The sequence below is a fragment of the Hydrogenophaga taeniospiralis CCUG 15921 genome, assembly GCF_001592305.1.
GTDB lineage: Bacteria > Pseudomonadota > Gammaproteobacteria > Burkholderiales > Burkholderiaceae_C > Hydrogenophaga > Hydrogenophaga taeniospiralis.
In genome coordinates, this window is record NZ_BCWR01000020.1 from 73,078 (window position 1) to 99,352 (window position 26,275).

The window sequence follows — 26,275 nt, forward strand, 5'->3', positions numbered from 1 at the left end:
GCCACCTCACGCGGCGGTTGCGGTGCTGGCCGTGGGCGGTGCGGATGGGGCCAGGGGCCGGGGCACTTTGCTCGCCAGGCCAGCGGGCAACCAGGCCGGGCGACGCCACACCACCCAGCCCACGCCACCGAGCAGCAGCACCAGCGCGGCCAGACCCACCCACACCCAGACCGAGGTGGTTTGCGGCGGAGGGGCCTGCGCGACCATGGCGCCGGGCACCAGCGTGACGGACACATTGGCGTAGGACAGCCCCTCCACACTGCGGGCCACCATGTTCTTGATGGCCGGGGTCAGCGCGGTGAGGTTGGCCTGGGGGCGGTATTTCACAAACACCGACGCGCTGGAGGGCTTGGCTTCGGGCGCCAGCGGGTCGTTGTTGGGCAGCACGATGTGCACGCGAGCGGTCACCACCCCATCGATCTGCGCCAACGTGGCCGAGAGTTCCTGCGACACGCCGTGGATGAAGCGCACGCGCTCTTCGGTGGGCGTGGAAATCAGGCCTTCCTTCTTGAACATGTCGCCCAGGTTGACGTATTTGTCCTGCGGCAAACCTTGGGAGCGCAGCACGGCCAGGGCACGGACCACGTCGTCCTGCTCGACCTTGACGCTCCAGGTCTTGCCGCCATCGGGCGACTCCTTGGTGGCGGGTGTGCCGTTTTCCAGCAGGGCCGAGACCATGCTGTTGGCATCGGCCTCGGTCTGCTTGGTGTACAGATCGGTCTTGCACGCGGCGAGGGCAAGGGCCATGCACACGGCCAGCGCCCAGTGCAGCGAACGCAGGATGTGGTGTCGAATGTTCATGTCGTCTTTCCATGTCAGGAGCACAGGCACCGGCCACGCCACTCGGGGCGACCCCTCACTGGTTCTTCATCAGCGTTTGCAGGCCGCTTTTGCTGCTTTGCGAGATGTAGACCCCCGCGTTGAATTGCACCTGCACCATGGCGAGCTGGTAGGTCAGCTCAATCTGACGCGAGGCCAGTTCGCTGGGGTTCATGGCGGGGGCCTGCAGCGAGAACGAGCGCACTTTGTCGAAGGTCTGGCGCATCACGCCCTCCTGCGCCTGGATGAAGTGCGAAACCACCGAGCGCGAACCCGCCTCGGTTTCGTTGGGGACCTGGGGAGCAGGCTCCTGTTGCACCATGCGACTGAAACGGTCTGCCAGGTTGTTCAGGGCTTCGGGCCGGGTGGTGGCCTGGTCCAGAACCTGCGAGGCGGACACCCCGCCAATGGCTGAAACGGTCATGGTGACTCCTTGGGGTGGTGCGTGGTGGGCCGATCAGGCCCGCAGGAACGCGGAGTGATGCATGGCACGCGGGTCGTAGTCGGCAAACCCCGTGGCCGGGGAGGCGTCGGCGTCCAGATCGTCCGCGCCGGGGCCCATCAGCAACTTCACCAGGCCGCGGGCTTCCACCGTGGATTCGCCCTCCAGCACCTCGTTGGCACTGATGCTCCAGGCGGCATCCCCCACCGCGAACTGGCAAAAGGCCATCAGGGCTTTGCCCAGGCTCCAGTTCTGCGCGGAGGCATCGAGCTTGTGCAGGGTGCGAATCGCATCCTGCCAATGACCTCGTTTGATCGCGATCCAGGCCTCGAACGTGTCCAGCTCGGCGAGGCGGGGTCGCAGCACACGCACCCCGGCCAGCACGGCTTCGGCATCGTCCAGGCGGTTGTGCGAGATGGCGCAGCTGATCACTTCGATCAGCGCTGCAATGAAGGGCTTGCGGGTAAAGAACGGATCCATCGTGGGGTCTCCAGTTGGGAGGGAAATGACCTGTCCTCAGCGGAACATGTTCCGCTGAGGACAGGCATGCAGCGCATCCGCCGCATGCCTTCCACAGGCGTTGTTCAGAACACTTTGTTGCTGCCGGTGTTGAAGATGCTGTAGAGCTGCATGCCCTGCTGCACGTCCTTGTTGGTCATGTTGTTGCCACCGTTGGCCAGTGCCCACTGGCGCGCGGCTTCGGGCGTCATGTTGCCCAGCACGGCCGAGGTGTTCACGGCGTTGGTGGTCATGCCGGTGGTCGGGGTGGCCGTGGTCGGTGCGCCGGTCGCGACGCCCAGCAACGTGCCAGCGGCCCCACCCACGGCACCGCCCACTTGCGCGCCCGGTACGCCACCAACGGCCCCACCGATGGCCGAGCCGATCTGGCTGCCGGCATTGCCCAGGGGGTTGGCACCCAAGCCGCCACCCAAGCCGCCACCCAGACCGTTGGCCAACGACGAAGCAGGGCCGTTGGCACCCATGCCGCCGGCGCTCAGCGCCTTCAGCAGCGGGGTCAGGGATTGCAGCAGCTCGGCGAAGCTCGCCAGCAAGCCACCCAGGCCACCCGCGCCGCCAGCGCCGCCCAGACCACCCGCACCGCCCATGCCACCCAGGCCACCCATGCCAGGGTGTTGCGAAGGGCCGGCACCCTGGCCGCCCATGCCTTGGTTGGCTTGCTGGGCCGAGCGCAGCAGATTCATCAGCAGGGCGTTCATCAGTTGCGTCATTTGCGACGCGACGTCCAGCCCCGTCGAGATGGCGCTCATCGCCGGAGAGTTGTTGGAGATGTTGAATGCCTGTGCGTTGTTGGAGACGGCATTGATGGACATGGTGGTTCCTTGGAAAAAAAAGAAGAAGAAAAGACGGATTGAGTTGACGACGAGTGCCCCTTTTGGCGATGCCTGTCAGCCCGCCTCGAGGGGAAGTGCGATCAGGCCAGACCCTTGATGGCTTCGCCGATGGCCTTGAACATCTTGGCCAGCGCTTCGTTCATCTTGACGATCATCTGGATGAGGCCCATTTCGGTCTGGAACTTCATCTGCATGGCGGCCGTCTGCTGGATCTGGCCCATCATGTCGGTGCCGTCTTTGGCGGCAGCCTGGGTGCCTGCGGCGCTGAGCTGGGCTCCGCCGTTTTGCAGCATGTTGAGACCAGAACTCATGCCGACGCCGGAACTCGTTCCGATGTTGCTGGAGTTGAGATTAGACAAAGACATGGCGCTCTCCTAAAGTGCGGTTTCCCGCGTTGAATACCACCGGGATTGGTGGCGGGTTGTTTGGAATGCCCGACCATCGGGCACCCCGGAAAAAAATCAATGTGCTTGCTGCATGGCCGACAGGAAGGTCAGCACGCCGTTGGCCGCTTCGCGTGCGCTTTGCTCGGTGCTGGTGGCCATCACGTTGTCGAGCCAGTGCTTCCATTCGGCATCGCCTGCGAACATCAGCGAGACGGCCATCGCGACCTTCGCGTTGTCGTCGTGGGGGTTCTGCTCCACATAGCTGCCCAGTTGTTCTCGGGCGTAGCCCACTTCCCCCCCCATGCCCACCGCGATGGCGCGGCACATGCGGTAGAAGGCGGGGTCGTCGAGCGTCGCTTCCACCGCTGTGTTGACCACATCGGCGTCGTCCATGCAGCGATAGATCGCCCCCAGGAGTCCCACCGTCATCAGGCGGCGGTAGACCTCGGGGTAGCCACCGGGAGGCACCCCCATGGGGGTGAATTCGGCGGCCTGTTGGGCATAAACGTTGTACATGTCGGTTCTCCTGGGCGTGTGCGGCGGGGCTCAGACCACCAGCGTGGTGCTGTGCAGCGTTTCCCATACATGGCGCACGATGCGTTGCGAGGCGTGGAAGCCTTCAATCAGTTGCGTGATCAGTTGGCGCTCGGTGGACACTGCGCTGATCAACATGTCTTCAGCGGACTTCGCCACCTCGGTGAAGTAGCTCAGCAGTGCGCGGGCACGCTCCCCGCTGGCATCTTCGGCCAGCGACTTCTCCAGATCAGACAGATCGTTGAATACGGTTTTCTCAAGTTGTTCGTTCATGATCGAAATTGCTCCGTGGATGGTTGGTTTTTCAAGGGAAATAAACGGTCCGCGCTTCACCGGGCCCACGTCGGTTCAGGCGACAGCGACAAGTGCTTGGCACCGTCACGCGTCTGCACATACTTCAGTCCCTCGGTGGACAACATCGCCCCCACGGGCACGGTGTCCGGGGCCGGCGATTCGGAGGCGGCCACCTCGATGCCTCGCACCAGCGGCGCAAGATCGGTGGCGATGCGGTTGGCCGCGGCGCGAACCTTGTCCAGGTACATGGCGCGCCCGCTCACTTCGAACACCCCCTGACCGCGGTAGCTCACCACCAGTCCCGGGGTGTCCAGCGCATCGGAAACGCTTTGCGCAATCTCCGAGGCCGCTGCGTATTTGTGCTCGATGAGTTCGGAGGGGAAGCGTGCCAGTTGCTGGCGCAGGAGCAGCACTTCGGCGCTGTCCTTGAGCAGGCCCTCGACCCGCACGCGCTCGCCCACCGCCTGGACCGACACGTCCTCCATGCCCACCTCGGACACCGCGCGGGCCACTTGACTCGGCAGGGGTTCGGGGACCACATCGACCTTCGGGGTCAGCTTGTGGTGCAGCGCCACCGCGCCAAAGGCCCCGCCGGTGGCCAGCGCGGCCGCCGCGGCCAGCACCGAGGCGGCACGGGCCCAGCTCCAGGCGGCGGCACCCTGCACCAGGTCGGCGGCTTTCGCGACGGGGCGCATCAGACGCTCCAGCAGCTCCATGTCCGAAGGCCATGCCACACCCACGGGGCCGACGCACAGCACCACGTTGCCGAAGCGGCGGGGCTCGAAGTCGGCAATGGACTGCGCCGTGCCTTCTGCGATGTCTGCCTGCGGTGAGGTGATGGTCAACACGTTGCCTTCTTCCAGTAGTTCAAGTTCCAGGGGCTGTACCAGCCAGTCAACGAGTTGGATGTCTGCCTGCTCGTCTGCGGCTATTCGGTACTTCGATGGAGTCAAGGTTATTTGCACTCCGGCATGGCGACCGGTCAGAACACGAAGTTGCTTCATGATTCGCGAATCCCCTCAGTCGCTGTTGTTGTGCAGGACGACCTGCGCCCCGCGCTCATTGCTTTGAGCGGTGGATTCGTCCTGCATGTTGGTCGCGGTATTGGCCGCAGGCACGCCGCCGGACCGCAGGGACAGCGACAACTTCAGGCGTGACGGATCCGTCGCAGGCGTGCTGATGTGGGTTGGGGCAGGGCGGCCTCCCACGACCTTGGGGGTGATGAGGAACAGCCGCTCCGTGCGCGACGTGGTGTTGCCGTTCCAGCGAAAGAGGCCACCCACCAGCGGAACGCTGCTCAGGCCCGGCACGCCGGACTCCTGCACGGTGGTGGACTCCACCATGAGGCCACCAATCAGCAGGCTCTCGCCCTCGCGCACATGGGCCTCGGTGCGAATCTCGGTCTTCTTGACCACGGGCACCTGGTCCACCAGGCCGGCCTCGAAATTGCCGTCCTCGATGTAGAGCGACAGCTTGATCTGGTTGCCGCTTTCGTCTGCGATGACCTGCGGCGTCACCTGCATCAGCGTGCCCGCTTCGATCTGGAACAGGCGCGCGTCGAGATTGCCCGCCACGCGAACGGTGGCCACCCGCTTTTCCTTCATCATCGCGGGCCGGTTGGCCACACCCAGCAACGAAGGCTTGGACAACACCCGCGCCTTGCCTTCACCCTGGAGTGCATTGATGCGCATGAGCAACTGGCGGCCCGCATCGGCCATCACCGTGCCAATGGTGAAGGCCCCCCCCCCGGGAGCGCCTGCCCCTCAGTGGTCTGAGCGTCCCGACCACCGGGCGAGGTCACGGAATACCGGTTCCCCCCCGCCGCTCGATACGACCAATCGACCCCGAGTGAGCGCACGTTGTCTTCACTCACGTCGATGATCATCACCTCGAACTCCACCAGCACCGGCTTCTGGTCGAGCCGACGAATCAGCGCTTCGTACTCACGCATGCGGTGCGAACGGCCCTGGACGATGACCGAGTTGGTGCCTTCATCGGCTTCGAAGGCGGGCTGGTCTTCCTCGAAGTTGACCGGGCTGCGCAGGGTGCGCATGCTGGGCGGCGTGCCCGACTTGTCCGGCGCTGGCAGGCCTTCCTGAGACACCGCAGGCAGATCCGGCATCATCTTGCCGCTGCCGTACACCGACTGCATGGCCCTGATCTTCTGGCTCACCGGGCGCGAGCCCTGGGCTTCTCCGGCCCCTGGCTCGGTGCCGGTGCGCGAATACAGGCCGCGCAGGATCGACGAGATGCCCGGAAGCGTCACATCGCCCAGGACACGGTCACCCGCGGAAGCAAAGCGCAGTGGAAACACACGCACCACGCGCTCGTTGCTTTCGGTGGCGCCCTGATCCAGCGATTCCAGGGCCTGCGTCACCAGCTCCACATGGCGCGGCGGCCCGTAGACGAGCAAGGTGTGCTGCGCGTCGTCAAACCGCAGCGCGAACCGCTTGTCGCCCAGGTTCAGCGACTCCAGCAGCCCCATGACCTCCTCGCGGCTGTAGCCCTTGAGGCGGAACAGGCGGCTCTGGATGGCGCTGGGCGGGTAGAAGTACAGGGCCGTGCCATCGTGGTACCAGAGGACGCCATAGGCTTTGGAGATGGCGTTGAGGAAGCCCTCGGGCGTGGTGTCAAAACTTGCGCTGACCACGCCTTCCACGCCATCGCCGATCACGGCAGGCAGTCCCTGGCTGGCGGCAAAGTCTTGCAGCACGTCGGCCAGGCGTTTGCTCTCAGCCCGGTAGACGAACCGTTTGGCGCCAAAGCCGCGCGCGCCGAAGATGGGCGCGGCCACATGGTCGAGTGCCTGGGGCAGGCGTGGCGCTCGGGCCGGTTCGGCGGCCTCGCAACAGGCGGCCAGCGCCAGACAGGCCGCGGCCAGGGCCCGACGGCGGCCAGCGAAAGCCGCTTTCATCACAGTGGCTCCGCATCCGGATCGTCCTCGTCAGGCTCTTCTTCCTGGAAGAACTTTTCCATGGCCTCTTTCATCATGCCGTTCCCGGCGTTGAGGGTGTTGGACGCGAACTGCCCCAGCACGGTCTTCAGCTCATCGCTGCCGGCCCCGCCCGCTGAGCCGCTTGCGCCTGATGCGCCTGATGCGCCGGACGTACCGGACGTGCCAGACGTGGGCAGGCCCGGCGAGCCGGACATGCCGCCACCGCCGGACGGGTTCGCAGCGGACGTGATGAGGTCAAACAGCTGTTGCGGCGACATGCCATAGCTGCTGGCCAACTGGTTGAGCAATTGCGAGAACGTGTCGCCGCTGCCGGTCTGCGGTTGAGGGGACGGCGCGTAGCTCACAGGGCTGGTGCCGTTGATGGACAAGGACATGGTCAGATCCTCCAGGAGTTGATGACCTCGCAAGGGTAGGAAGCCCCTGCGTGGACCCGACCTGAGCAAGCGAAGCCGCGTGCGCCACCGCGAAGCTTTCCGGCCGGGCGAAACGGTGTTCGCACAACGCTTCGCATGCCGGCACCTGGCTTCGCTATCGCCCCTGCGATGGGGGGCGCCTTTTGCCAACATGCCTGCCATGCACGAAGACGCGAACAAACCCGCGGTTTGTGCACAGGGTCTTTGATCGGCCGCCACGCGGTCACCACTCACAGGAGCATTTCCATGCAAGCAGCCCCCACCATCGCCGGTTACGCAGATCTCTTCACGTCGCTGCAATCGGTACAGGCCACTGTCCAGGTGCAGATTGAGCGGTTCCAGCAGCTGATGGCCGACATCAAAGTCGTCGCCAGCGCTCACCCGGACGAGAAGGACGTGCGCGCGGTGGGCGACGTGGCCCTGAAGCTGCACCGTGCACACGCGCTGCTGTACGGCGGTGCCCAAGCCACCCCCGCCACGCCGACCGCACAGGCCGATGCCGCCCCCGCTGGCGAAGAGCTGGACCTGCAACACGCCATCAACGAGTTCTCCACGCTGCTGTCCAACAGCCAGGGCACCTCACGCGAGGTGACGGCTCTGCTCGACGCCGCGGAACAGGAACTGGCGCAGCTGCGCGGCACCACCAACTGACCGCCTCCCGTGGCGCAGCATCGCCCATGGGTGTGGGCCGCCGGCGTGGCGGCCCTGCTCGCATTTCCCAGTGAGGCCGCCACGCGCTACCGCTGCGAGATGCCCGATGGCAGCGTGCGCGTGACCATGCTGGACCTGTCGGTTCGCTTTGGCGGTGCGGTGCGCCATTGCATCGCCTTTGAAACATCGGAGCCCGAGGTCGTCCCCGTGGTGCTGCGTGCCGACGGCATCCTGCCGGGCGTGGAGGACGCGGTGCGGCCTCCGCCAGCGCGCGCCGTGCCGCGCGTCATGGCCCTGACACCCCCTCTGACCGTGCCCGCCCCGGTGGACTTTCCCCGCCCGCCTTGGTGGCCCATGGTGGCGGCGGCCAGTTTGCGCCAGGGTCTGGACCCCCGCCTGGTGGGGGCACTCATGCATGTGGAATCGGCCTACCAGCCGCATGCGCGTTCTCCCAAAGGTGCCCTGGGGCTGATGCAGATCATGCCGGCCACGGGGGCTCGTTATGGGGTGGAAAAGCCGCAGGACCTGCTGGACCCGGCCACCAACATCGATGTGGGCACGCGCTACCTGCGCGACCTGCATCGGCTGTTCGATGGGCAGGTGGAGCTCGTGCTGGCCGCCTACAACGCGGGCGAAGGCGCGGTCAAACGCCATGGCAATCGCATCCCACCGTACCGCGAAACGCAAGACTACGTGCGCAAGATCCTGCGTCTGTACCGGGACCGATAGCGCCTGGCCGCGGCGCGAGGTGCTCCCTTACCCCAAGCCGTGCCCGGCGGCGTATACCGCTGCCTGCACACGCGAACTCAGGTTGAGCTTGCGCAGGATGTGCTGCACGTGGATCTTGACCGTGGTCTCGGCGATGTCGAGGTCGCGCGCGATCTGCTTGTTGCTGCCGCCGCGCGCGATCAATACCAGGATCTCGCGCTCGCGCGCCGAGAGCTTGTCGATGCCAGGGTCGGCCTTGGGCTCGGACACCGGGACCAGGGCTGACACAGCCATTGGGCTGGTGTCCGCCGCTGGCTGGCTGCGGAACATGCTGAAGAGCTTGCCCATCATCGCCGGGCTGACCACCGACTCACCGTCGAGCACCTTGACGATGGCGTCGCACAGCTGGTCGGACTCCACCGTCTTGAGCAGGTAGCCGTCGGCCCCGGCCTGCAGCGCGGCGGCCAGGTCGTTTTCGTTTTCGCTCACGGTGAGCATCAGGATGCGGGTGCCCGGCGCCGCGTCTTTCAGCGCGGCCACGCCGTCCACCCCGCGCACCCCGGGCAGGTGGTTGTCGAGCAGGATCAGGTCGGGCCGCTGCTGCGCCACGCAGCGCAGCGCCTCGCCCACATCGGCGGCCTCGCAGACCACCTCGAAACGCTCGTCCTGCTGCAGCAGGGCCTTGAGGCCACGGCGAAACAGGGAGTGGTCGTCCACCAGCATCAGCTGGATGCGGGGCGGGAGGGTCTGGGTCATGGGGTGGTGGCGGTTTCGTTGAGGTTGAGGCCGAGCGTGGCCACCGGGCTGGCGGTCACCGGGTAGGGCGGCAGGGTCAGGGTGACCGCCGTGCCCTGGCCGGCGCTGGACACCACGTCCACCTCCGCGCCGATGCGCTGGGCCCGCTCGCGCATGATTTTCATACCCACGTGCGAGGCGCCGTGGGTGTGGTGGGGGTCGAAGCCGCTGCCGTTGTCGCGCACCGTGAAGCGCCACTGCGCGCCCTTGACCACGTCCAGGCTCACATGGCTGGCGCCCGCGTGCTTGCGCACGTTGGACAGCGCCTCCTGCAGCACGTGCAGCACCTGCACCTGCACGTCGGCCGGCAGCGGCAGGCCGTCGCCCTCCACTTGCAGGCGCGTGGGCAGGCCGGTCTGGTGCTGGAACTTCTGCAACGTCTCCTGCAGCGCGGCTTCGATGTCGTCGGTGTTGGTGCGGGTGCGGAAATGCACCAGCAGTTCGCGCACGTCGTTGATGCTCTCGCGCAGGCCCACGTCGAGCTCGTCGAGCGTGGCGTCCACCTGCTGCGGCTGCTGCTTCTGCACCGCCGTGCGCAGCAGCTGGACCTGGATCTTCAGGAACGCCAGCGACTGGGCGATGGAGTCGTGCAGCTCGCGCGCGATCAGGGCGCGCTCCTCGCCCACCGCAGCCTCGCGCTCCAGCGCGGCCGCGCGCAGGCCTTCGAGCGAGCTGGCCAGGTGGCTGGCCAGCGCGTCGAGCAGCCCGATCTCGTCCACGTTGAGGCTGACCTCGCTGCGGAAAAACAGATCGATCTCGCCGATCAGCCGGTGCTGCAGCCGCACCGGCACGCTGACCAGGCTCTGGTAGCCCGCGCGCGCGCAGTGGCGCATGGGAGCGTCGTCGTGGGTGTGGATGGGAATGACCCGGGTGCGTGCGTCGGACTTGAGCGCGCCGCAGGCGCAGGCCCCGGCCAGCAGGCTGCGCTCTTCGTCCACCATGTCCTGCGGAAAGCAGTCGGACGCCAGCATCAGGTAGCGCTGGTTGGCCTCGTCGGACCAGCGCACCGCCACCGCGTCGGCCTTCACCACCTGGCGCACCCGCTGCGAGAAACCGCGCGAAAGCTCCTCGATGGTGTTGGCGCCGGCCAGGAAGGCGCTCACCTCGTACAGCGCCTCCAGCCGCGCGCGCTGCGCTTCGATGCGCTGCGTCTTGGCCTGCACCTTGCTCTCCAGCCCTTCGTAGAGCGACTGCAGCGTGGCGGCCATGCGATTGAAGCCGGCGGCCACCTGGCCGAATTCGTCGTGGGTATCCACGTTGACCCGCACCGCGAAGTCGCCTGTTTCCAGCTGGCGCAACCCCGCGCGCAGGTGCCCCAGCGGGTTGATCACGTACAGGTAACCGGTGTAGAGCATCACCACGGCTGCGGCGATGGCCAGCGCCATCATGAGGAACTGGAACAGGTTGAGGATGGCGGTGAAACCCGAGAGGTGGTTTTCGATCGACTGCACGAAGCGGTCGATGCCGGCGACAAAGGCCTCGGCCGCGCGCATCGACTGCTGGGCGTCCAGCGGGCCGTCCCGCAGCCACAGGCCACGCTGCACCTGCCAGAGCGACTCCACGTTGGCGAACTCGCGCTCGACCTCGTCGTCCCAGGGCACGAACAGCGGGCGGCTCGGGTCGCCGGCGCGCAGCAGGCCCAGGCTCTGGTCGAACTGCGCCACCAGCGCCGCCACCTCGGGCGCCGGCAGCCCGGCCTGCACCGCGCTGGTCAGCCGCCAGGTCTGCATGCGCATGCGCCCGGCCTCGTTGACCGCCGCGGCCCCGCCTTCGAGCTGCCAGGTCACCCACAGGGTCAAGCCGATCGAGGTCAGCGCCACGATGAGTAGGCCCGCGCCGATGCGCACCAGCTTGGTCGACAGGGAAGCGGTGGATTTCATGGGCATAGGTTAGCGGCTTTCGACGCCCGGCGCATCGTGCCCGCGCGGCGGACGGGCCCGCGCCCGGACCGGGTGCGGATACCCGCCGATCGTCTGGGGACATTTAAGATTCATTTAAAATGCATGTTAAATCATTTCCAGCCCCTACCATGCCACCTGCCAACCCGATCGCCGCCAAGCCGGTGCTGTTCTCCATGGTGGAGGACACCCGCAAGATCTACCCGCGCTCGGTCACGGGCCGCTTCGCGCGCTGGCGCTGGGTGATGGTGTGGCTCACCCAACTGGTGTTCTACGGCATGCCCTGGCTGACCTGGAACGGGCGCCAGGCCGTGCTGTTCGACCTGGAGCAGCGCCATTTCTACATCTTTGGCCTGGTCATGCAACCCCAGGACTTCATCTACCTGGCCGCGCTGCTGGTGCTCTCGGCGCTGGCGCTGTTCTTCTTCACCGCCCTGGCCGGCCGGCTCTGGTGCGGCTACGCCTGCCCGCAGACGGTCTACACCGAGATCTTTCTCTGGGTCGAGCGCCACCTGGAGGGTGACCGCAGCGCGCGCATGCGCCTGGACGCCCAGCCCTGGGGCGCCACCAAACTGCTGCGCAAAGGCGGCAAGCAACTGGCCTGGCTGGCCATCGCGTTGTTCACCGGCTTCACCTTCGTGGGCTACTTCATGCCCATCCACGGCCTCACCGCGCAGGCCCTGGCGTTAGAGCTCTCGCCCTGGGCCACGTTCTGGGTGTTCTTCTACGGCTTCGCCACCTACGGCAACGCCGGTTTCCTGCGCGAGCAGGTCTGCAAACAGATGTGCCCCTACGCACGCTTCCAGAGCGCGCTGATCGACATGGACTCCATGGTGATCGCCTACGACGCCGGCCGGGGCGAAAACCGCGGCGCCCGCCCGCGCAAGGCCGACCCGAAAGCACTGGGCCTGGGCGACTGCGTGGACTGCACCCTGTGCGTGCAGGTCTGCCCGACGGGCATCGACATCCGCAACGGCCTGCAGAACGAGTGCATCGCCTGCGCCGCCTGCATCGACGTGTGCGACGACGTCATGGGCAAGATGGGCTACGCACCGGGGCTGATCCGTTACTCCTCGGGCAACGGCATCGAAAAAGGCTGGAGCCGCGCCCACATGCTGCGCCGCGTCTGGCGCCCACGTGTGCTCATCTATGGCGCCCTGCTGCTGGTGCTGGGCGGGGCCTTCGTATGGAGCCTGTCGAACCGCAACGACTTCGTGGTGGCCGTCAGCCGCGACCGCGGCGCGCTCGCGCGCATGGTGGGCAACGGCAACATCGAAAACACCTACCGCCTGCAGATCACCAACAGCACCGAGCAGCCCCAGCGCTACACCGCGAGCGTGTCAGGGGTGGAGGGCCTGCGGATGGACACCGACGCCAGCCTGACCGTGGCCGCCACCAGCACCGGCGACACCGCCGTGCGCCTGGTGCTGCCCGCCGCCTCCGCCCAGGCCCACAGCGGCCAGACGCTGGCGGTGGTGTTCCAGATCGGGCCCGATACCGGGGGCGCGCATGAGCCGGTGGAGGTGAAGAGCACGTTCATCGTGCCGCGGTATTGATGCGGTGGGTTTGGCGCCGGGGCGGCGTCAGCAAAGCCAGTATTTCCGCAGCAGCCTGCTAGGCGCCACCGCGCACCGCCGCGTAGATGCATGTGTTGCGAAGGACACCCGTTGGTGTGATGCGCTCACTGCGCATGACGCCTTCCAACTGCATGCCGACCGACTGGCAGACTGCGCGGCTTGCCGCATTTTCCTCGTCGGTAAATGCCTCGATGCGGCTGGCACCAAGGTCTTCGAACGCATAGCGCACCAGCTCGGTCACGGCCTCAGTTGCCAAGCCTTGGCACTGATGGCTTGCCCGGCACCAGAAGCCGACTTCAAACTTTGGAACTGCCCAGTTGATCGCATGCAAGCTCGTGCTGGCGACCAGAGAACCAGAGGCATCGAATGCGAGGTATACGAGAGCGGTGCGTTTGACAAATGCTGCGGCGCTCTCTCGGCAATACGTTTCGGAGGCCGCCACAGAGGGCTCAAGCATTGCCCACGGCAGAGAGGCTGGCCATGCTCGAAGCTGTTCGAGCGTCTCCACAACCGCTTCATGAACAAGCCCACCGTCACCGGCTCGCGGACAGCGCAGAAGCAGTCGGTCGGTTCGCAGCTCGTTGGAGACGCGGCGAAGACCCGGCGCGCTGGTCATGCAAGGCCCAAGTCGCCGGATGCATTCATTCGACTTTTGCGTTCCATATCTTCAAGAACTTCACCGGGCCAACCGTCTTCAGCAATTCTTGATTCTCTAGAAAGTTTTGACCGTATTTCTGCCATCGCTTTGAGAAGTCCTTGAATTTCTTGCACGGAAACTGGGGGCACTGGTAGCAATGTGTCACTCCCTTTTCCCTGCAACACAAATGGAAAGTTGCACAACTTTCACAGCGCGCCACATTGATGCCTGCACCAGGACAAGGCTTCTTCTCTCTGGTGTAGGTGGGGCAACCACCACAAAACACACCGCATGCAGGAACTCTATCGTTGTAGTGCTTCATGGCATCTCCCGAAAATGTGCTTGCAGGCGGATCAGATCACAGTTTCGCTTCCAAATGCATTCTTACGCTGGGCCACTCGTCGTCGATGATGCTGAAGCGCACAGAGTTCCGCTTTCGACCGCTTGGCATGATGCGCTCGTGGCGAATGATGCCCTCTTCTGTGGCTCCGAGCCGGAGGATGGCGGCGCAGGATCTGGAATTGATCTCGTCGGTCGTGAATTGAACACGGACGCAGGCCATGTCTTCGAAGGCCGCCCGCAGCATCAGGTACTTGGATTCGGTGTTGACGAACGTCCTCTGCCAGGAGGCGGCAAGCCATGTGCTGCCGATTTCAAGCTTTCGATTCTTGTGATCGATCTTCCAGAAGCGGGTGGAGCCGATGATTTGACCGGTCTCACGAACCACGGTAACAAAGGGCAGGACCGTTCCGGATGCGTGGCCATCCAAGGCAACTTGAATGTAGGCATCGACGGTTTCGACCGACGGCACGACCGTGAAAGGTAGATTCCAGAGGGCTCCGTCGGAGGCCGCAGCCACGAGCGCGGCGGCGTCAGAGGCCTGCAGTTGGCGCAACTGGATTCGCGGGCCGGTGAGTGTTGATGCGAGAGACACGGAAGAGGCCTAACCGTTTGACATGAGAGGCTCGACCCGGCCTGCCGGGGCAAGCCCTATCGACGGATGGGGCAGCGCTTGGCAGGGCACGACAAAGTCCACGTGGTAGTGCTCGTCGTGGCGAACCCAAGGTTTCCCCTTCATGAATGGCAGGTTCGCTTTCAAGTAGGCGCCTCGGCTGGTGGCGAACAGACGGGGCAGGTATTGGCTGTCGAAGATGACCAGCGCCAGGCCGGAACCTGCCGCTTTGGCGGCGACGTCGAGCTGATAGAGGTGGTGAGCCAGCGCTTCAAAGTCGATCGAGTAATCGCCGTACTTGGCTTCCTGGTTGAACTCGACGTCGTAACCCCACCTGTCCGAGAGGTTGGTGGGCAGAGGCACGGACCTACCCTTGCCGTCCCTCACGGGGACAAAGAAGTCAACGGACAGCCCATTCTGGTGAGTGCGGTGCGGCCGCAGCCTTCCGCCCGAGGGCCAACCGGTTTCGCCGTAGACGTAATGCACATCCGGGTCCGCTGCGGCCAACGCCTTGTAGCTGGCCGCGAGAATGGCTGCGACTTTGGAGTGAACGTGCGTCCGGCCAGCGGTGGCGGCAAGCGTGCTGTACGCGGAGAAGTTGGCGCCGCTGAGAGGGAGCTTGACGCTGCTTTCGATCCGCCCGTTGCTCACGGAGCCGTAGCACTGACTCTCGGCACCGCAGGCAAGGATCGGGGCCAGCAAGGCTGCGACTGCAAGGGTGGGGAGATTCAAATGGGGCCTCACGTTGGAACTGAGCGACACGCGAGCAAAGGGGATGGTGTCATGCGGCATCCCGAAGTCGGGTGACCAGCTGCTCGCTGGCCTGACGCAAGAGGGCCTCCATGTCGCTTCGTCGAGCTGGTCGCTCCAGGCCCACCAGAACGCGCCAGGACAGCGCTCTGTTCAGATACACAGACCATGGCATTTTCTGAGTGACATGGAAGATCGTCTTCGTCTTGTTGGATTGAAGATGGTAGAGCCTCGCCGCGAGCCGGATTTTCGGCCGCCAGTACATGGGAAGACCGCCCGTGCCCAGCGACAGATCTGTCGCGCTCCCAAACCGATGGCCTTGTAGAACGACATCGAAGACCATGTCTGTCGCCTGCGGCGCCTCGACCGTGGCCGCCGTTGGAAAAGGAAGCCATTCGGCGAGCTCGGCGAGTAGTGCTCGATCCAGCGCTGGGGACGTACCGCCGGACAGACGCTCCAGATGGTGGGCGAGGTTGCGGCCTGTCGCGACGCTCACCGCGCCGAGGAACAGTCGCGCTGGCTCGCGCTTCAGCAACTTGCTGAACACTCAGCGACTCCCCCCTGATGCCCAGCCTTGACGCAGTTCGCATCTCACCGGATATCCACAATGGGCGCGAACCAACATGGCGAGACATCTCCCGAAAATGTGTTTGCTTTGTGGTGGTATTCCGGAACCTCTGCCGTCCCATTTCTGGTTGGACCGAAGGCGCGAACGTACCGGCCATCAGCACTATAGCCGGCAGATGCAACAGGTCTGAGCCCGTTCGAGGGCGCTTCTGGTTGCGAAACCGCGCCCTGATGCCCCTTTGCATAGGTCCGCCAAGGCGCCCCTACAAATCAGGCATCCCCGGTATGTGCTTCAGGTGCACCACCTTGCGCACGCCGGCGCCCGGGGGCATGGGTTCGAGCAGATCGGCCAGCGTCACGCCGTCGAGTTCCGCGAGGTAGCGGTCCATCGCCTTTTGCAGCGTGCCCTTGAGCCGGCAATAGCCGTCGAGCCGGCAGCTGTTGTGCTCGTCGCTGAAGCATTCGACCAGGGTGAAGTCGGTCTCGGTCTGGCGGATCACTTCGCCCAGCACGATCAGGTGCGCCGGCTTGAGCAGGCGCAGGCCGCCGCCCCGCCCGCGCGTGGTCTCCAGCAGGCCCAGGCCTGAGAGCGTCATCACGATCTTGGTGAGGTGGCTGCGCGAAATGCCGTGCGCCCCGGCGATCTCGCTGATGGTGGCGGGCTTTTCGCGCTGCGTGCAGGCCGCGCAATACATCAGCACGCGCAGGCTGTAGTCGGTCCAGTGGGTCAGTCGCATGCGGTGATCTCCCGGGGCCGGTGGGTCATCGTTCTTTCGGATACCCCGTGTTGTTCTGTGGAAATATTCACTTCATATGAATTTTATCTTCTAATACATGCAATCACAATGCATATTTCAGGAAACCCCCATGAACCACACCGCCACCGAAGCCCGCCCCACCCACGCCGCCGCCGCCGCCGCCGCCGATCGTGCGCAGCAGGCCATCGGCCAGATCGCCGTTGACCTGCCGGGCTCCACCGCGGTCTTTCGCCGCCTCAAGCTCGACTTCTGCTGCGGCGGCCAGATTCCGCTGCAACAGGCCTGCGCCAGCAAGGGCCTGCCGCTGGACGCGGTGCTCGACGAGCTCTCGCAACTGGAGCGCCCGAACACCCTGCCCGTCACCGAGTCGCCCGAGGCGATGGTGGACCACCTTCTGGTGCGCTACCACGCGGTGCACCGCGAGCAGTTGCCCGAGCTGATCCGCATGGCGCGCCGCGTGGAAGCGGTGCACAGCAACAACCCCGACGTGCCCGCCGGCCTGGCCGAGCACCTGGAGATCATGGAAGCCGAGTTGCTGGACCACATGGAGAAGGAAGAACAGATGCTGTTCCCCCTGCTCAGGAGCGGCGGGAGCTCGCTGGCCGCCGGGCCGATCAACGTGATGCGGGGTGAACACACCAGCCACGGCCTGCAGCTGGACCGGCTGATGGAGCTGACGAACGACGCCACGCCGCCGATGGGCGCCTGCAACACCTGGCGCGCCCTGTACACGGGGATCGCGCAGTTCTCGGACGACCTGATCAACCACATCCACACGGAAAACAACCTGCTGTTCCCGCAGTTCGAGGCAGAGGAACAACCCTCCACCGGCTGCGGCTCGGGCTGCGGTTGCGCTTGATATGACCCACCCCTGCGTCGCTTCGCGCCACCCCCTCCAGGGGGCGACACCAGCCGTCCGGCAAAGCCGGCCCGGCGGTGTCCCCGGTGGGGCAGGTGCTGGCTCGGATAGGGCACTTGCGCCAGATCAAGCCATGAACCCATTGACCCAGGTCAACGCCCGCACGGCGGGCGGTTGATAAGGTCGCGCCGGCCTGGTTTCGGCCTGTCCGCCGCGCCCCGCTCACGACCCACTCATCTATGGCCACCGACCGAACGCAAGAGAACCCCCACACCCTGGACCTGGTCTGCCCGGCCGGTAGCCTGCCCGCGCTCAAGGCCGCGGTGGACCACGGCGCCAACTGCGTCTACCTGGGCCTGCGCGACGCCACCAACGCGCGCAACTTCGCCGGCCTGAACTTCGACGACGCGGCCATCGCGACCGGCGTGGCCTACGCGCATGCGCGCGGCTGCCAGGTGTTCATGGCGCTCAACACCTACCCCCAGGCCGCGCAGCCGGAGCGCTGGCGCGAGGCGATGGACAAGGCGGTGAACCTGGGTGTGGACGCGGTGATCCTGGCCGACCCGGGCCTCATGCGCTACGCCACGCAGCGCCACCCGCGGCTACGGCTGCACCTCTCGGTGCAGGGCTCGGCCACCAACCCCGAGGCGATCAACCTCTACCACCGCGAGTTCGGCATTTCGCGCGCCGTGCTGCCGCGCGTGCTCTCGCTCGACCAGGTGCGCCAGGTGGTGCAGAAGACGCCGGTGGAGATCGAGGTGTTCGGCTTCGGCAGCCTGTGCGTGATGGTCGAGGGGCGCTGCGCGCTCTCGTCCTACGTCACCGGCGAGTCGCCCAACACGCACGGCGTGTGTTCGCCGGCCAAGGCGGTGCGCTGGCAGGAAACGCCGAGGGGCCTGGAGTCGCGCCTGAACGGTGTGCTGATCGACCGCTACGCCACCGGCGAAAGCGCGGGCTACCCCACGCTGTGCAAGGGCCGCTTCGACGTCGAGAACGACACCAGCTACTACGCGATCGAAGAGCCCACCAGCCTCAACACGCTCTCGCTGTTGCCGCAGCTGTTGCAAATGGGCGTGCGTGCGATCAAGATCGAAGGCCGCCAGCGCAGCCCGGCCTACGTAGCCCAGGTCACGAAGGTCTGGCGCGAAGCCATCGACAGCTGCGTTGCCCAGCCCCAGCACTACACGCCCAAAAGCGCCTGGATGGCCTCGCTCGACCAGGTCGCGGAAGGTCAGCAACACACCTTGGGCGCCTACCACCGGCCGTGGAAATGACATCCCCCAAGTCATGGCTCCCCCCTGCGCCGCTTCGCGGCTTCCCCCCAGGGGGACGCACCCAGTGGCCTGGCGAAGCCAGTTCCACGGGTGCCCTGGATGGGGCACGCGCTCCGGCGGCTTGGTCTTTGCTCCCTCGCCCCTCTGGGGAGAGGGTTGGGGTGAGGGGCGGCCGCACACACTGGAACCACTGAAGTGAAACTTTCTCTCGGACCCCTGCAGTACTACTGGCCACGCCAGACCGTGTTCGACTTCTACGAGGCCATGGCCGCGACGGCGGTGGACATCGTCTACCTCGGCGAGGTGACCTGCTCGCGCCGCCACGAGCTGCGCCTGTCGGACTGGCTGGACGTGGCCGAGCTGATGCGCGCTTCGGGCAAGACCGCCGTGCTGTCCACCCAGGTGCTGCTGGAGTCGGGCTCGGACGTGAGCGCGATGCAGAAGATCGCGGCGAACACCGACTTCGGCATCGAGGCCAACGACATGGGCGCGGTGAATGCGCTGGCCGGTGAGCGCGGTTTCGTCGCCGGCCCGCACCTTAACGTCTACAACGGCCCCACGCTGCAATGGATGGCGTCGCTGGGCGCCTCGCGCTGGGTGGCGCCGCTGGAGATGCCACGCAAAGACCTGGCCCTGCAGCAGCAGCAGCGCCCGGCGGGCCTGCAGACCGAGGTGTTCGTGCACGGCCGCCTGCCGCTGGCGTTTTCGGCCCGCTGCTTCACCGCCCGCCACCGCAACCTGCCCAAGGACGACTGCCGCTTCAGCTGCATCGACCACCCCGACGGCCTGATGCTCAAGACGCGCGAGAGCGCCGAGTTCCTGGTGCTCAACGGCATCCAGACCCAGTCGGCGCGGGTGCACAGCCTGATCGACGCCTGGGACGATCTGACGGCGCTCGGTGTCGACGTGGCGCGCATCAGCCCGCAGTCCTTGCACACGGCGGACGTGATCGGCCTGTACGACGCGGTGCGCCGCGGCAGCCGCTCGGGCACCGAGGCCCGCGCGGCCCTGCTGCCGCTGCTGCCGGACGCGGGCCAGGGCCCGGCCGACTGCAACGGCTACTGGCACGGCCAGCCCGGGCAGGACCGCGTCGCGGCCACAGCGCCGGCCACCGCCTGACACCATGGCCACCGGCGAGCGCTTCAACAGCATCAGCCACCTCGTGGGGGCGGTGCTGGCCGTGGCCGGTTCGGTGGTGCTCATCACCAGCGCGTCGCTCAAGGGCGACCCCTGGCGCATCGTGGGCTTCAGTGTCTACGGCGCCATGCTGGTGGCGCTCTATGTGGCGTCCACGCTGTACCACGCGCTGGGCGGTCGGGCCAAGGCCGTGTTCAAGAAGCTGGACCACTGCAGCATCTACCTGCTGATCGCGGGCACGTACACGCCCTTTGCGCTGGTCTCGCTCAAAGGTCCCTGGGGCTGGTCGCTGCTGGGCGTGGTCTGGTCGCTGGCCGTGGCCGGCATCGCGCAGGAAATCTGGCTGGCGCGCGGTGCGCGGGTGCTCTCGCTGGTGATTTATGTGCTCATGGGCTGGCTGGCGCTGGTGGCGGTGGCGCCGCTGTGGCAGGCGCTCGGCCCGGCCGGTTTCGCCTGGCTGGCCACCGGCGGCGCCCTCTACACCCTGGGCATCGCCTTTTACGCCACCGACCACAAGCTGCGCCATGGCCACGGCATCTGGCACCTGTTCGTGCTCGGCGGCAGCCTCTGCCACTTCTTCACCCTGTTGCTGTACGTGGCCTGAACGCCACCACCTCCCCATGACCCACACCCTTGCCCACGCCCAGCGCCACACCGTCCCGCCGCCGCTCGCCGCCATGCTCTCGCGCCTGCCACCGTACCCCGGCTCGTTGCTGCTGGTCACCGGGCTCAACCTGGTGCTGGCGCGACAGTTGCCGGCCGATGTGGCCGAGCGCCTGCAGGGCCAGCGCATCCGCATCCATGTGCGGGACGCCGGCCTGAAGTTCGACTTTGCCTGGCGGGGCACGATGTTCCGCGCCAGCGCGCCACAGCCCACCACCGAGCTCACCCTGAGCGCCAACGCCCACGACTTCCTGCGCCTGGCGCAGCGGCTGGACGACCCCGACACCCTGTTCTTCAACCGCCGCCTTTCCATGGAGGGCGACACCGAGCTGGGTCTGGTGGTCAAGAACGCGCTCGACGCGCTGGAGCTGCCGGTGTTCGACTTCGCGCAGTGGGCGCCCTCGGCCGTGCTGTCCCGCCTGCGGCAGTTGCGCCCGTCGTGGGCGCCGGAGCCCCGCCATGGCCCGCGCTGAACCCAAGCTGCCCATCGTCTATTCGTGCTCTGGCTGCTCCAGCGCCGCGCAGCTGGCCAACCACGTGGCGGTGCGGCTGGACCGCATGGGCACGGCCGAAATGTCCTGCATCGCGGGCATCGGCGGTGACGTGCCCAGCCTGCTGAAGACGGCCCGCTCGGGGCGACCCATCGTGGTCCTGGACGGCTGTCCCCTGGAATGCGCGCGCCACTGCCTGGGCCGCCACGGCATCGAACCCACGCAGCACCACCAGTTGAACATCTACGGCGTGCGCAAGCGCCTGCACGAGGATTTCGACCCGGACCAGGCCGAGGCCGTGCTGTTCCGCGTGCGCAACGACCTGCAGCGCCTCTTGCAAGACGCCGCCAAGCCGCCTGATGAACCACCCCCCACCGACTGAACCACGCCGCCTGCTGGTGGCCATCACCGGTGCCAGCGGCGCGGTCTACGGCCTGCGCCTGCTGCAGGTGCTGAGCGCGATCCCCGACGTACAGGCACATGCGGTGGTGTCCGACGCGGGCTGGCTCACGCTGCGCCACGAACTCGACGTGGACGCCGACGCGCTGCGCGCGCTGGTGCACACGCTGCACGACGCGGCCCATCTCGGCGCCGGCCCGGCCAGTGGTTCGTTCCGCTGCAGCGGCATGGTGATCGCGCCCTGCTCCATGCGCACGCTCGCGGCCATCGCGCACGGCCTGTCGGACAACCTGGTCACGCGCGCGGCCGACGTGATGCTCAAGGAACGCCGCCGACTGGTACTCATGACGCGCGAAACCCCGCTGCACCTGGGCCACCTGCGCAACATGACCGCCGTGACCGAGATGGGCGCCATCGTCTGCCCGCCCATGCCCGCCTTCTACCTGCGGCCCAAGACGCTCGATGACCTGGTGGACGCCAGCGTGGCGCGCGTGCTCGATCTGCTCGACGTGCCGCACACGCTGAGCCAGCGCTGGGAAGGGCTGGAATGACCTACCGCGATCTGCGCGACTTCATGGCCCAGCTGGAACAAGCCGGCGAGCTGCGGCGCATCAACGAACCGGTCTCGCCCCACCTGGAGATGACCGCGCTGTGCGACCGTGTGCTGCGCGCCGGCGGACCGGCCCTGCTGTTCGAACGACCCACCGGCCACAGCATGCCGGTGCTGGGCAACCTGTTTGGCACCACGGGCCGCGTGGCGCGCGCCATGGGTGTGGGCAGCCTGGGCGAGCTGCGCCAGTTCGGCGAGGTGCTGGCCGCGCTCAAGGAGCCGCAGGCGCCGGGCGGACTCAAGGACATGGTGGCCCTGAGCGGTCTGGTCAAGACGCTGTGGCACATGAGCCCCAAGGAGCGCAACTCAGCGCCCTGCCAGGAGCAGGTGTGGGAAGGCGCCGACGTGGACCTGGCGCGCCTGCCCATCCAGCACTGCTGGCCCGACGACGTGGCCCCGCTCATCACCTGGGGCCTGGTGATCACGCGCGGGCCGCACAAGACGCGGCAGAACCTGGGCATCTACCGCCAGCAGGTGCTCTCGCGCAACCAGCTCATCGTGCGCTGGCTCGCGCACCGCGGCGGCGCGCTCGACTTCCGCGACCACTGCCGGCAGCACCCGGGCCAGCCCTACCCGGTGGCCGTGGCCCTGGGCGCCGACCCGGCCACCATCCTGGGTGCGGTCACGCCCGTGCCCGACAGCCTTTCCGAATACCAGTTCGCCGGCCTGCTGCGCGGCGCGCGCACCGAGGTCGTGCGGGCGCTGGGCGTGCCGCTGCAGGTGCCGGCCTCGGCCGAGATCGTGCTCGAAGGCCACATCCAGCCCGACGCCGCGCACCCCAGCGGCTGGCAGCACGCGCTCGAAGGCCCCTACGGCGACCACACCGGCTACTACAACGAACGCGCCGAGTTCCCGGTGTTCACGGTCGAGCGCATCACAATGCGGCGCGACGCCATCTACCACTCCACCTACACCGGCAAGCCGCCGGACGAACCCGCCATGCTCGCGCTGGCGATGAACGAGCTGTTCATCCCGCTGCTGCAGCGCCAGTTCCCCGAGATCACCGACTTTCACCTGCCGTCCGAGGCCTGCAGCTACCGCATGGCGGTGGTGCAGATCCGCAAGGCCTACGCCGGCCACGCGCGGCGCGTGATGATGGGCGTGTGGAGCCACCTGCGCCAGTTCATGTACACCAAGTTCATCGTGGTCGTGGACGAAGACGTCGACGTGCGCAACTGGTCCGAGGTGGTCTGGGCCATGAGCACGCGCATGGACCCGGTGCGCGACACGATGATGATCGAGCACACCCCCATCGACTACCTCGACTTCGCCTCGCCCGTGAGCGGCCTGGGCAGCAAGATGGGGCTGGACGCGACGAACAAGTGGCCCGGTGAAACGCAGCGCGAATGGGGCCGGGTGATGGCCATGGACCCGGCGGTGACAGCCCGCATGGAGCCGCTGTTCGCGGCGCTGATGGCGTAAACGATCAGCTTCCCACGGCACCGGAGCGCCACACATACGCATGAGGCGACAAAACCCAGGGCACCGCCGGGCCGGCTTTGCCGGACGGCCAGTGCCGCCCCCTTGAGGGGGTCGCGCGAAGCGCGGCGGGGGTGTTCAGTTCAAGCCTGTACTCCGTAGTTCGCGAGCCTGGGGACGTCGACGATGTGGATGTCGCGCTTGTCGATGCGGATCAGCTGCGCCGCCTCCAGCTCGTGCAGCACCTTGGAGAAATATTCCGGCGTGAGCGACAGCCGGGAGGCCACGGTGGCCTTGCTCACCGGCAGCGAGACGATGTAGACCTCGCCCGTGGAGCAGTCTTCCACCTGGTGCTCGCGCAGCAGATAACCGATCACCCGCTGCATGCCCGTGTGCAGCGCGCCGGTCTCGATGTCGTGCACCAGGCCGTGCAGGCGCCGCGAGATGCCGGCCAGCATGCGCAGCGAAAAGCGCGGGTCGCGCTGGATCTCGTTGAGGATGACCTGCTTGCCCACGCTCAGCAGCAGGCTGCTGGTGAGCGCCTGCGCATTCAATATGTAGGGCTTGTCGGTGAACATCAGCGCCTCGGCAAAGCTGTGGCCGGGCTGCACCAGTTCGATCACCTTTTCCTGCCCGGCGGGCGAGAGCGCAAACAGCTTGACCTGGCCCATGACCAGCACGTGGAATTCGCGGCAGGGCTCGCCGTAGCGGAACACGGTGTCGCCGCGCGCCAGGCGGCGCACCTGGCAGCCCTGGGCCACGCGCTCCAGCTCTTCGATGGACAGGTCGGTGAAGAGCGCCTGGGTGGCCAGGAAGCGCGGGATGTTGAAATCGCTGGTGTCCATCGGTTCCTTTGCCTGCACGGGGACCGCGGGCCGTGCGGATTGTAGGTGGGGGAGGCTGGAATCGGCCCGGATATCCCCGGCCGATTTCCGGCATTTTCGACGTGAAACTTGAACCGGTTCAAGGAAAGAAAACGCGCCCGCTCCCAAACTCGGCTCCAGCATTACAGCCACAGGAGCGTACCCCAATGAGCCAGTCCCATTCCAGCGGATTCACCAAGCAGATGGCCCGCAACATGTTCTATGGAGGATCGGTGTTCTTCATCCTCGTGTTCGCCGGCCTGATCTGGGACAGCGAACGCCGCATTCCCGTGCGCTCGAACGCGCAGGCCATCACGCCGGCCGTGATCAACGGCAAGAAGCTCTGGGAAACGCGCAACTGCATCGGCTGCCACACCCTGCTCGGCGAGGGCGCCTATTTCGCCCCCGAGCTGGGCAATGTGTACGCGCGCCGCGGGCCCGATTTCATCAAGACCTGGATCAAGATCCAGCCCACCCATGTCGAGGGCCGGCGCCAGATGCCGCAGTTCAACTTCACCGAACAGCAGCTCGACGACCTGGTCGAGTTCCTGCGCTGGACCGGCGGTATCGACGCCGAAAAATGGCCACCGAACATCGAAGGCTGAGAGCCATGCGAACACCTGACATCCCAAGGAACAACACCATGCCCTCGACCAGACTTCCGTACGCCTCGCAGTCGGTAGCCAAGTACTACTTCATCGCCGCCCTCGCGCTGTTCACGGCCCAGATCGTCTTTGGTCTGGCGCTCGGGCTGCAATACCTGCTGGGGGACTTCCTGTTCCCCTACATCCCGTTCAACCAGGCCCGCATGGTCCACACCAACCTGCTGATCGTGTGGTTGCTGTTCGGCTTCCAGGGCGCGGCCTACTACATGGTGCCCGAAGAGTCCGAGACCGAGCTCTACAGCCTGAAGCTGGCGATCGCCCTGTTCTGGATCTTCCTCGTGGCCGGCGCGCTGACCATCGTGGGCTACCTCGCGGTGCCCTACGCCAAGCTGGCCGAACTCACGGGCAACGACCTGCTGCAGACCATGGGCCGCGAGTTCCTGGAGCAGCCCCTGCCCACCAAGCTGGGCATCGTGGCGGTGATGCTGGGCTTCCTGTTCAACATCAGCATGACCGTGCTCAAGGGCCGCAAGACCAGCATCAGCCTGGTGCTGATGATCGGCCTGTGGGGCCTGGCCCTGCTGTTCCTCTTCAGCTTCGTGAACCCGCACAACCTGGTGCGCGACAAGATGTACTGGTGGTTCGTGGTGCACCTGTGGGTGGAAGGCACCTGGGAGCTGATCATGGGCGCGCTGCTGGCCTTCGTGCTGATCAAGACCACCGGCGTGGACCGCGAAGTGATCGACAAATGGCTCTACGTGATCATCGCCATGGCGCTGATCACCGGCATCCTGGGCACGGGCCACCACTTCTTCTACATCGGCATGCCCGGCTACTGGCTGTGGGTGGGCTCGATCTTCTCCGCCATGGAGCCGATCCCCTTCTTCATGATGACGGTGTTCGCCTTCAACATGGTGCAGCGCCGCCGCCGCGAACACCCCAACCAGGCTGCGCTGCTGTGGGCCGTGGGCTGCTCGGTGGTGGCCTTCCTGGGCGCCGGTGTGTGGGGCTTCATCCACACGCTGAGCCCGGTCAACTACTACACGCACGGCAGCCAGGTCACGGCCGCTCACGGCCACCTGGCCTTCTACGGCGCCTACGTGATGGTGGTGCTGGCCATCATCAGCTACGCCATGCCCATCCTGCGTGGCCGCGTGGCCAACAGCCAGAAGGCGCAGAACGTGGAGATGTGGAGCTTCTGGATGATGACCATCGGCATGGCCGTGATGGTGCTAGCGCTCACCGGCGCGGGCATCCTGCAGATCTGGCTGCAACGCATGCCGACCTCGGGCGCGATGTCCTTCATGGACACCCAGGACCAGCTGCGCTTCTTCTACTGGATCCGCGTGGGCGGCGGCGTGGGCTTCCTGCTCGGCCTGATGACCTACCTGAGCAGCTTCTTCGTCGGCGGCGTGCCCCGCGAGGTGCCCGAGGGCGCCGCGGCCCTGCGCATGCGCAGCGTCTGA

33 protein-coding genes are annotated in these 26,275 nt (G+C 66.3%); 13 read left to right on the top strand and 20 right to left on the bottom strand.

All coding sequences use genetic code 11. The features are described from left to right. Positions 1-6: 6 nt before the first annotated feature. The 11 genes from sctJ to HTA01S_RS21705 form a co-directional block, all read right to left on the bottom strand. A complete protein-coding gene (sctJ, locus tag HTA01S_RS21655) occupies positions 7-801 on the bottom strand; it encodes a type III secretion system inner membrane ring lipoprotein SctJ (RefSeq protein ID WP_068175162.1) in 795 nt (264 codons plus the stop codon). Positions 802-856: 55 nt separating this feature from the next. Beyond that, entirely contained in the window at positions 857-1,243 is a 387-nt protein-coding gene (locus HTA01S_RS21660; RefSeq protein WP_068175164.1) for a hypothetical protein, read from the bottom strand. Positions 1,244-1,276: 33 nt separating this feature from the next. Next, complete coding sequence (locus HTA01S_RS21665) at positions 1,277-1,741, bottom strand: HrpB1 family type III secretion system apparatus protein (protein WP_068175166.1); 465 nt, start codon at positions 1,739-1,741, stop codon at positions 1,277-1,279. A gap of 104 nt (positions 1,742-1,845) precedes the next feature. Beyond that, a complete protein-coding gene (locus HTA01S_RS26190; protein WP_068175168.1) occupies positions 1,846-2,592 on the bottom strand; it encodes a hypothetical protein in 747 nt (248 codons plus the stop codon). Positions 2,593-2,693: 101 nt separating this feature from the next. Next, entirely contained in the window at positions 2,694-2,978 is a 285-nt protein-coding gene (locus tag HTA01S_RS21675; protein ID WP_157572227.1) for a hypothetical protein, read from the bottom strand. A gap of 96 nt (positions 2,979-3,074) precedes the next feature. Continuing rightward, positions 3,075-3,515 carry a hypothetical protein gene (locus HTA01S_RS21680; protein ID WP_068175172.1) on the bottom strand — a complete coding sequence of 147 codons (441 nt, stop codon included), beginning with the start codon at positions 3,513-3,515 and terminating at the stop codon, positions 3,075-3,077. A gap of 30 nt (positions 3,516-3,545) precedes the next feature. Continuing rightward, positions 3,546-3,806 (bottom strand): hypothetical protein, encoded by a 261-nt coding sequence (locus HTA01S_RS21685; protein WP_068175175.1) that lies wholly within the window; start codon positions 3,804-3,806, stop codon positions 3,546-3,548. 56 nt (positions 3,807-3,862) lie between these two features. Then, positions 3,863-4,831 (bottom strand): HrpD5 family protein, encoded by a 969-nt coding sequence (hrpD5, locus tag HTA01S_RS21690; RefSeq protein ID WP_068175177.1) that lies wholly within the window; start codon positions 4,829-4,831, stop codon positions 3,863-3,865. Between the two features lie 15 nt (positions 4,832-4,846). Next, on the bottom strand, positions 4,847-5,545 hold the full coding sequence (locus tag HTA01S_RS21695) for a hypothetical protein (protein WP_068175179.1): 699 nt from the start codon (positions 5,543-5,545) through the stop codon (positions 4,847-4,849). Next, positions 5,545-6,741 (bottom strand): secretin N-terminal domain-containing protein, encoded by a 1,197-nt coding sequence (locus HTA01S_RS21700; protein ID WP_068175181.1) that lies wholly within the window; start codon positions 6,739-6,741, stop codon positions 5,545-5,547. The genes HTA01S_RS21695 and HTA01S_RS21700 overlap by 1 nt, the downstream gene beginning before the upstream one ends. Next, entirely contained in the window at positions 6,741-7,157 is a 417-nt protein-coding gene (locus HTA01S_RS21705) for a hypothetical protein (RefSeq protein ID WP_068175183.1), read from the bottom strand. The genes HTA01S_RS21700 and HTA01S_RS21705 overlap by 1 nt, the downstream gene beginning before the upstream one ends. 285 nt (positions 7,158-7,442) lie before the next feature. Between HTA01S_RS21705 and HTA01S_RS21710 the strand changes: the two genes are divergently transcribed. Together HTA01S_RS21710 and HTA01S_RS26095 are read left to right on the top strand one after the other, a co-directional pair. After that, positions 7,443-7,847, top strand: a complete 405-nt coding sequence (locus HTA01S_RS21710) for a hypothetical protein (RefSeq protein WP_068175186.1) — start codon at positions 7,443-7,445, stop codon at positions 7,845-7,847. Positions 7,848-7,856: 9 nt separating this feature from the next. Further along, positions 7,857-8,576 carry a lytic transglycosylase domain-containing protein gene (locus tag HTA01S_RS26095; RefSeq protein ID WP_245638168.1) on the top strand — a complete coding sequence of 240 codons (720 nt, stop codon included), beginning with the start codon at positions 7,857-7,859 and terminating at the stop codon, positions 8,574-8,576. Between the two features lie 27 nt (positions 8,577-8,603). Here the strand turns inward: HTA01S_RS26095 and HTA01S_RS21720 are convergent, their stop codons facing one another. Beyond that, positions 8,604-9,311 (bottom strand): response regulator, encoded by a 708-nt coding sequence (locus tag HTA01S_RS21720; RefSeq protein ID WP_068175190.1) that lies wholly within the window; start codon positions 9,309-9,311, stop codon positions 8,604-8,606. Continuing rightward, entirely contained in the window at positions 9,308-11,230 is a 1,923-nt protein-coding gene (locus tag HTA01S_RS21725) for a type IV pili methyl-accepting chemotaxis transducer N-terminal domain-containing protein (protein ID WP_068175265.1), read from the bottom strand. Before HTA01S_RS21725 ends, HTA01S_RS21720 begins: the two co-directional genes overlap by 4 nt. Positions 11,231-11,379: 149 nt before the next feature. Between HTA01S_RS21725 and ccoG the strand changes: the two genes are divergently transcribed. Further along, positions 11,380-12,804, top strand: a complete 1,425-nt coding sequence (gene ccoG, locus HTA01S_RS21730; protein WP_084236444.1) for a cytochrome c oxidase accessory protein CcoG — start codon at positions 11,380-11,382, stop codon at positions 12,802-12,804. 58 nt (positions 12,805-12,862) lie between these two features. Here ccoG and HTA01S_RS24910 read toward each other — a convergent pair whose 3' ends face one another. From HTA01S_RS24910 to HTA01S_RS21755, 6 genes are all read right to left on the bottom strand, one after another. After that, positions 12,863-13,441, bottom strand: coding sequence for a GNAT family N-acetyltransferase (locus HTA01S_RS24910; RefSeq protein WP_084236446.1), 579 nt, complete (start codon positions 13,439-13,441; stop codon positions 12,863-12,865). Positions 13,442-13,466: 25 nt separating this feature from the next. Continuing rightward, positions 13,467-13,784 (bottom strand): DUF3795 domain-containing protein, encoded by a 318-nt coding sequence (locus HTA01S_RS24915; RefSeq protein WP_084236448.1) that lies wholly within the window; start codon positions 13,782-13,784, stop codon positions 13,467-13,469. A gap of 36 nt (positions 13,785-13,820) precedes the next feature. Beyond that, a complete protein-coding gene (locus HTA01S_RS21740) occupies positions 13,821-14,396 on the bottom strand; it encodes a GNAT family N-acetyltransferase (protein ID WP_068175195.1) in 576 nt (191 codons plus the stop codon). A gap of 9 nt (positions 14,397-14,405) precedes the next feature. Beyond that, positions 14,406-15,206, bottom strand: coding sequence for a penicillin-insensitive murein endopeptidase (locus HTA01S_RS21745; protein ID WP_157572229.1), 801 nt, complete (start codon positions 15,204-15,206; stop codon positions 14,406-14,408). After that, positions 15,196-15,711, bottom strand: a complete 516-nt coding sequence (locus tag HTA01S_RS21750) for a hypothetical protein (protein WP_068175197.1) — start codon at positions 15,709-15,711, stop codon at positions 15,196-15,198. Before HTA01S_RS21750 ends, HTA01S_RS21745 begins: the two co-directional genes overlap by 11 nt. Positions 15,712-15,994: 283 nt before the next feature. Next, positions 15,995-16,468, bottom strand: a complete 474-nt coding sequence (locus HTA01S_RS21755) for an Rrf2 family transcriptional regulator (protein ID WP_068175199.1) — start codon at positions 16,466-16,468, stop codon at positions 15,995-15,997. 130 nt (positions 16,469-16,598) lie between these two features. Here HTA01S_RS21755 and ytfE point away from each other — a divergent pair, with 130 nt between their 5' ends. From ytfE to ubiD, 8 genes are all read left to right on the top strand, one after another. Continuing rightward, positions 16,599-17,348 (top strand): iron-sulfur cluster repair protein YtfE, encoded by a 750-nt coding sequence (ytfE, locus tag HTA01S_RS21760; RefSeq protein WP_068175200.1) that lies wholly within the window; start codon positions 16,599-16,601, stop codon positions 17,346-17,348. Positions 17,349-17,587: 239 nt separating this feature from the next. After that, positions 17,588-18,622 (top strand): ubiquinone anaerobic biosynthesis protein UbiU, encoded by a 1,035-nt coding sequence (gene ubiU / locus HTA01S_RS21765; RefSeq protein WP_068175202.1) that lies wholly within the window; start codon positions 17,588-17,590, stop codon positions 18,620-18,622. A 195-nt stretch (positions 18,623-18,817) separates the two neighbouring features. Further along, positions 18,818-19,741: a U32 family peptidase gene (locus tag HTA01S_RS21770; RefSeq protein WP_068175204.1), complete on the top strand. Its 924-nt coding sequence runs from the start codon at positions 18,818-18,820 to the stop codon at positions 19,739-19,741. A 4-nt stretch (positions 19,742-19,745) separates the two neighbouring features. Next, positions 19,746-20,363, top strand: coding sequence for a PAQR family membrane homeostasis protein TrhA (gene trhA / locus HTA01S_RS21775; RefSeq protein ID WP_068175207.1), 618 nt, complete (start codon positions 19,746-19,748; stop codon positions 20,361-20,363). 16 nt (positions 20,364-20,379) lie between these two features. After that, on the top strand, positions 20,380-20,895 hold the full coding sequence (gene ubiT, locus HTA01S_RS21780) for a ubiquinone anaerobic biosynthesis accessory factor UbiT (protein WP_068175209.1): 516 nt from the start codon (positions 20,380-20,382) through the stop codon (positions 20,893-20,895). Beyond that, entirely contained in the window at positions 20,882-21,295 is a 414-nt protein-coding gene (locus tag HTA01S_RS21785) for a putative zinc-binding protein (RefSeq protein WP_068175211.1), read from the top strand. The genes ubiT and HTA01S_RS21785 overlap by 14 nt, the downstream gene beginning before the upstream one ends. Next, entirely contained in the window at positions 21,273-21,863 is a 591-nt protein-coding gene (locus HTA01S_RS21790; RefSeq protein WP_068175213.1) for a UbiX family flavin prenyltransferase, read from the top strand. Before HTA01S_RS21785 ends, HTA01S_RS21790 begins: the two co-directional genes overlap by 23 nt. Then, a complete protein-coding gene (gene ubiD, locus HTA01S_RS21795) occupies positions 21,860-23,344 on the top strand; it encodes a 4-hydroxy-3-polyprenylbenzoate decarboxylase (RefSeq protein WP_068175215.1) in 1,485 nt (494 codons plus the stop codon). Before HTA01S_RS21790 ends, ubiD begins: the two co-directional genes overlap by 4 nt. Positions 23,345-23,484: 140 nt before the next feature. Here ubiD and HTA01S_RS21800 read toward each other — a convergent pair whose 3' ends face one another. Next, entirely contained in the window at positions 23,485-24,186 is a 702-nt protein-coding gene (locus HTA01S_RS21800; RefSeq protein WP_068175217.1) for a Crp/Fnr family transcriptional regulator, read from the bottom strand. A gap of 185 nt (positions 24,187-24,371) precedes the next feature. On the opposite strand from HTA01S_RS21800, the gene HTA01S_RS21805 reads away from it, so the two are divergent. Next, entirely contained in the window at positions 24,372-24,809 is a 438-nt protein-coding gene (locus tag HTA01S_RS21805) for a c-type cytochrome (RefSeq protein WP_068175219.1), read from the top strand. Between the two features lie 38 nt (positions 24,810-24,847). Beyond that, complete coding sequence (locus tag HTA01S_RS21810) at positions 24,848-26,275, top strand: cbb3-type cytochrome c oxidase subunit I (protein ID WP_068175221.1); 1,428 nt, start codon at positions 24,848-24,850, stop codon at positions 26,273-26,275.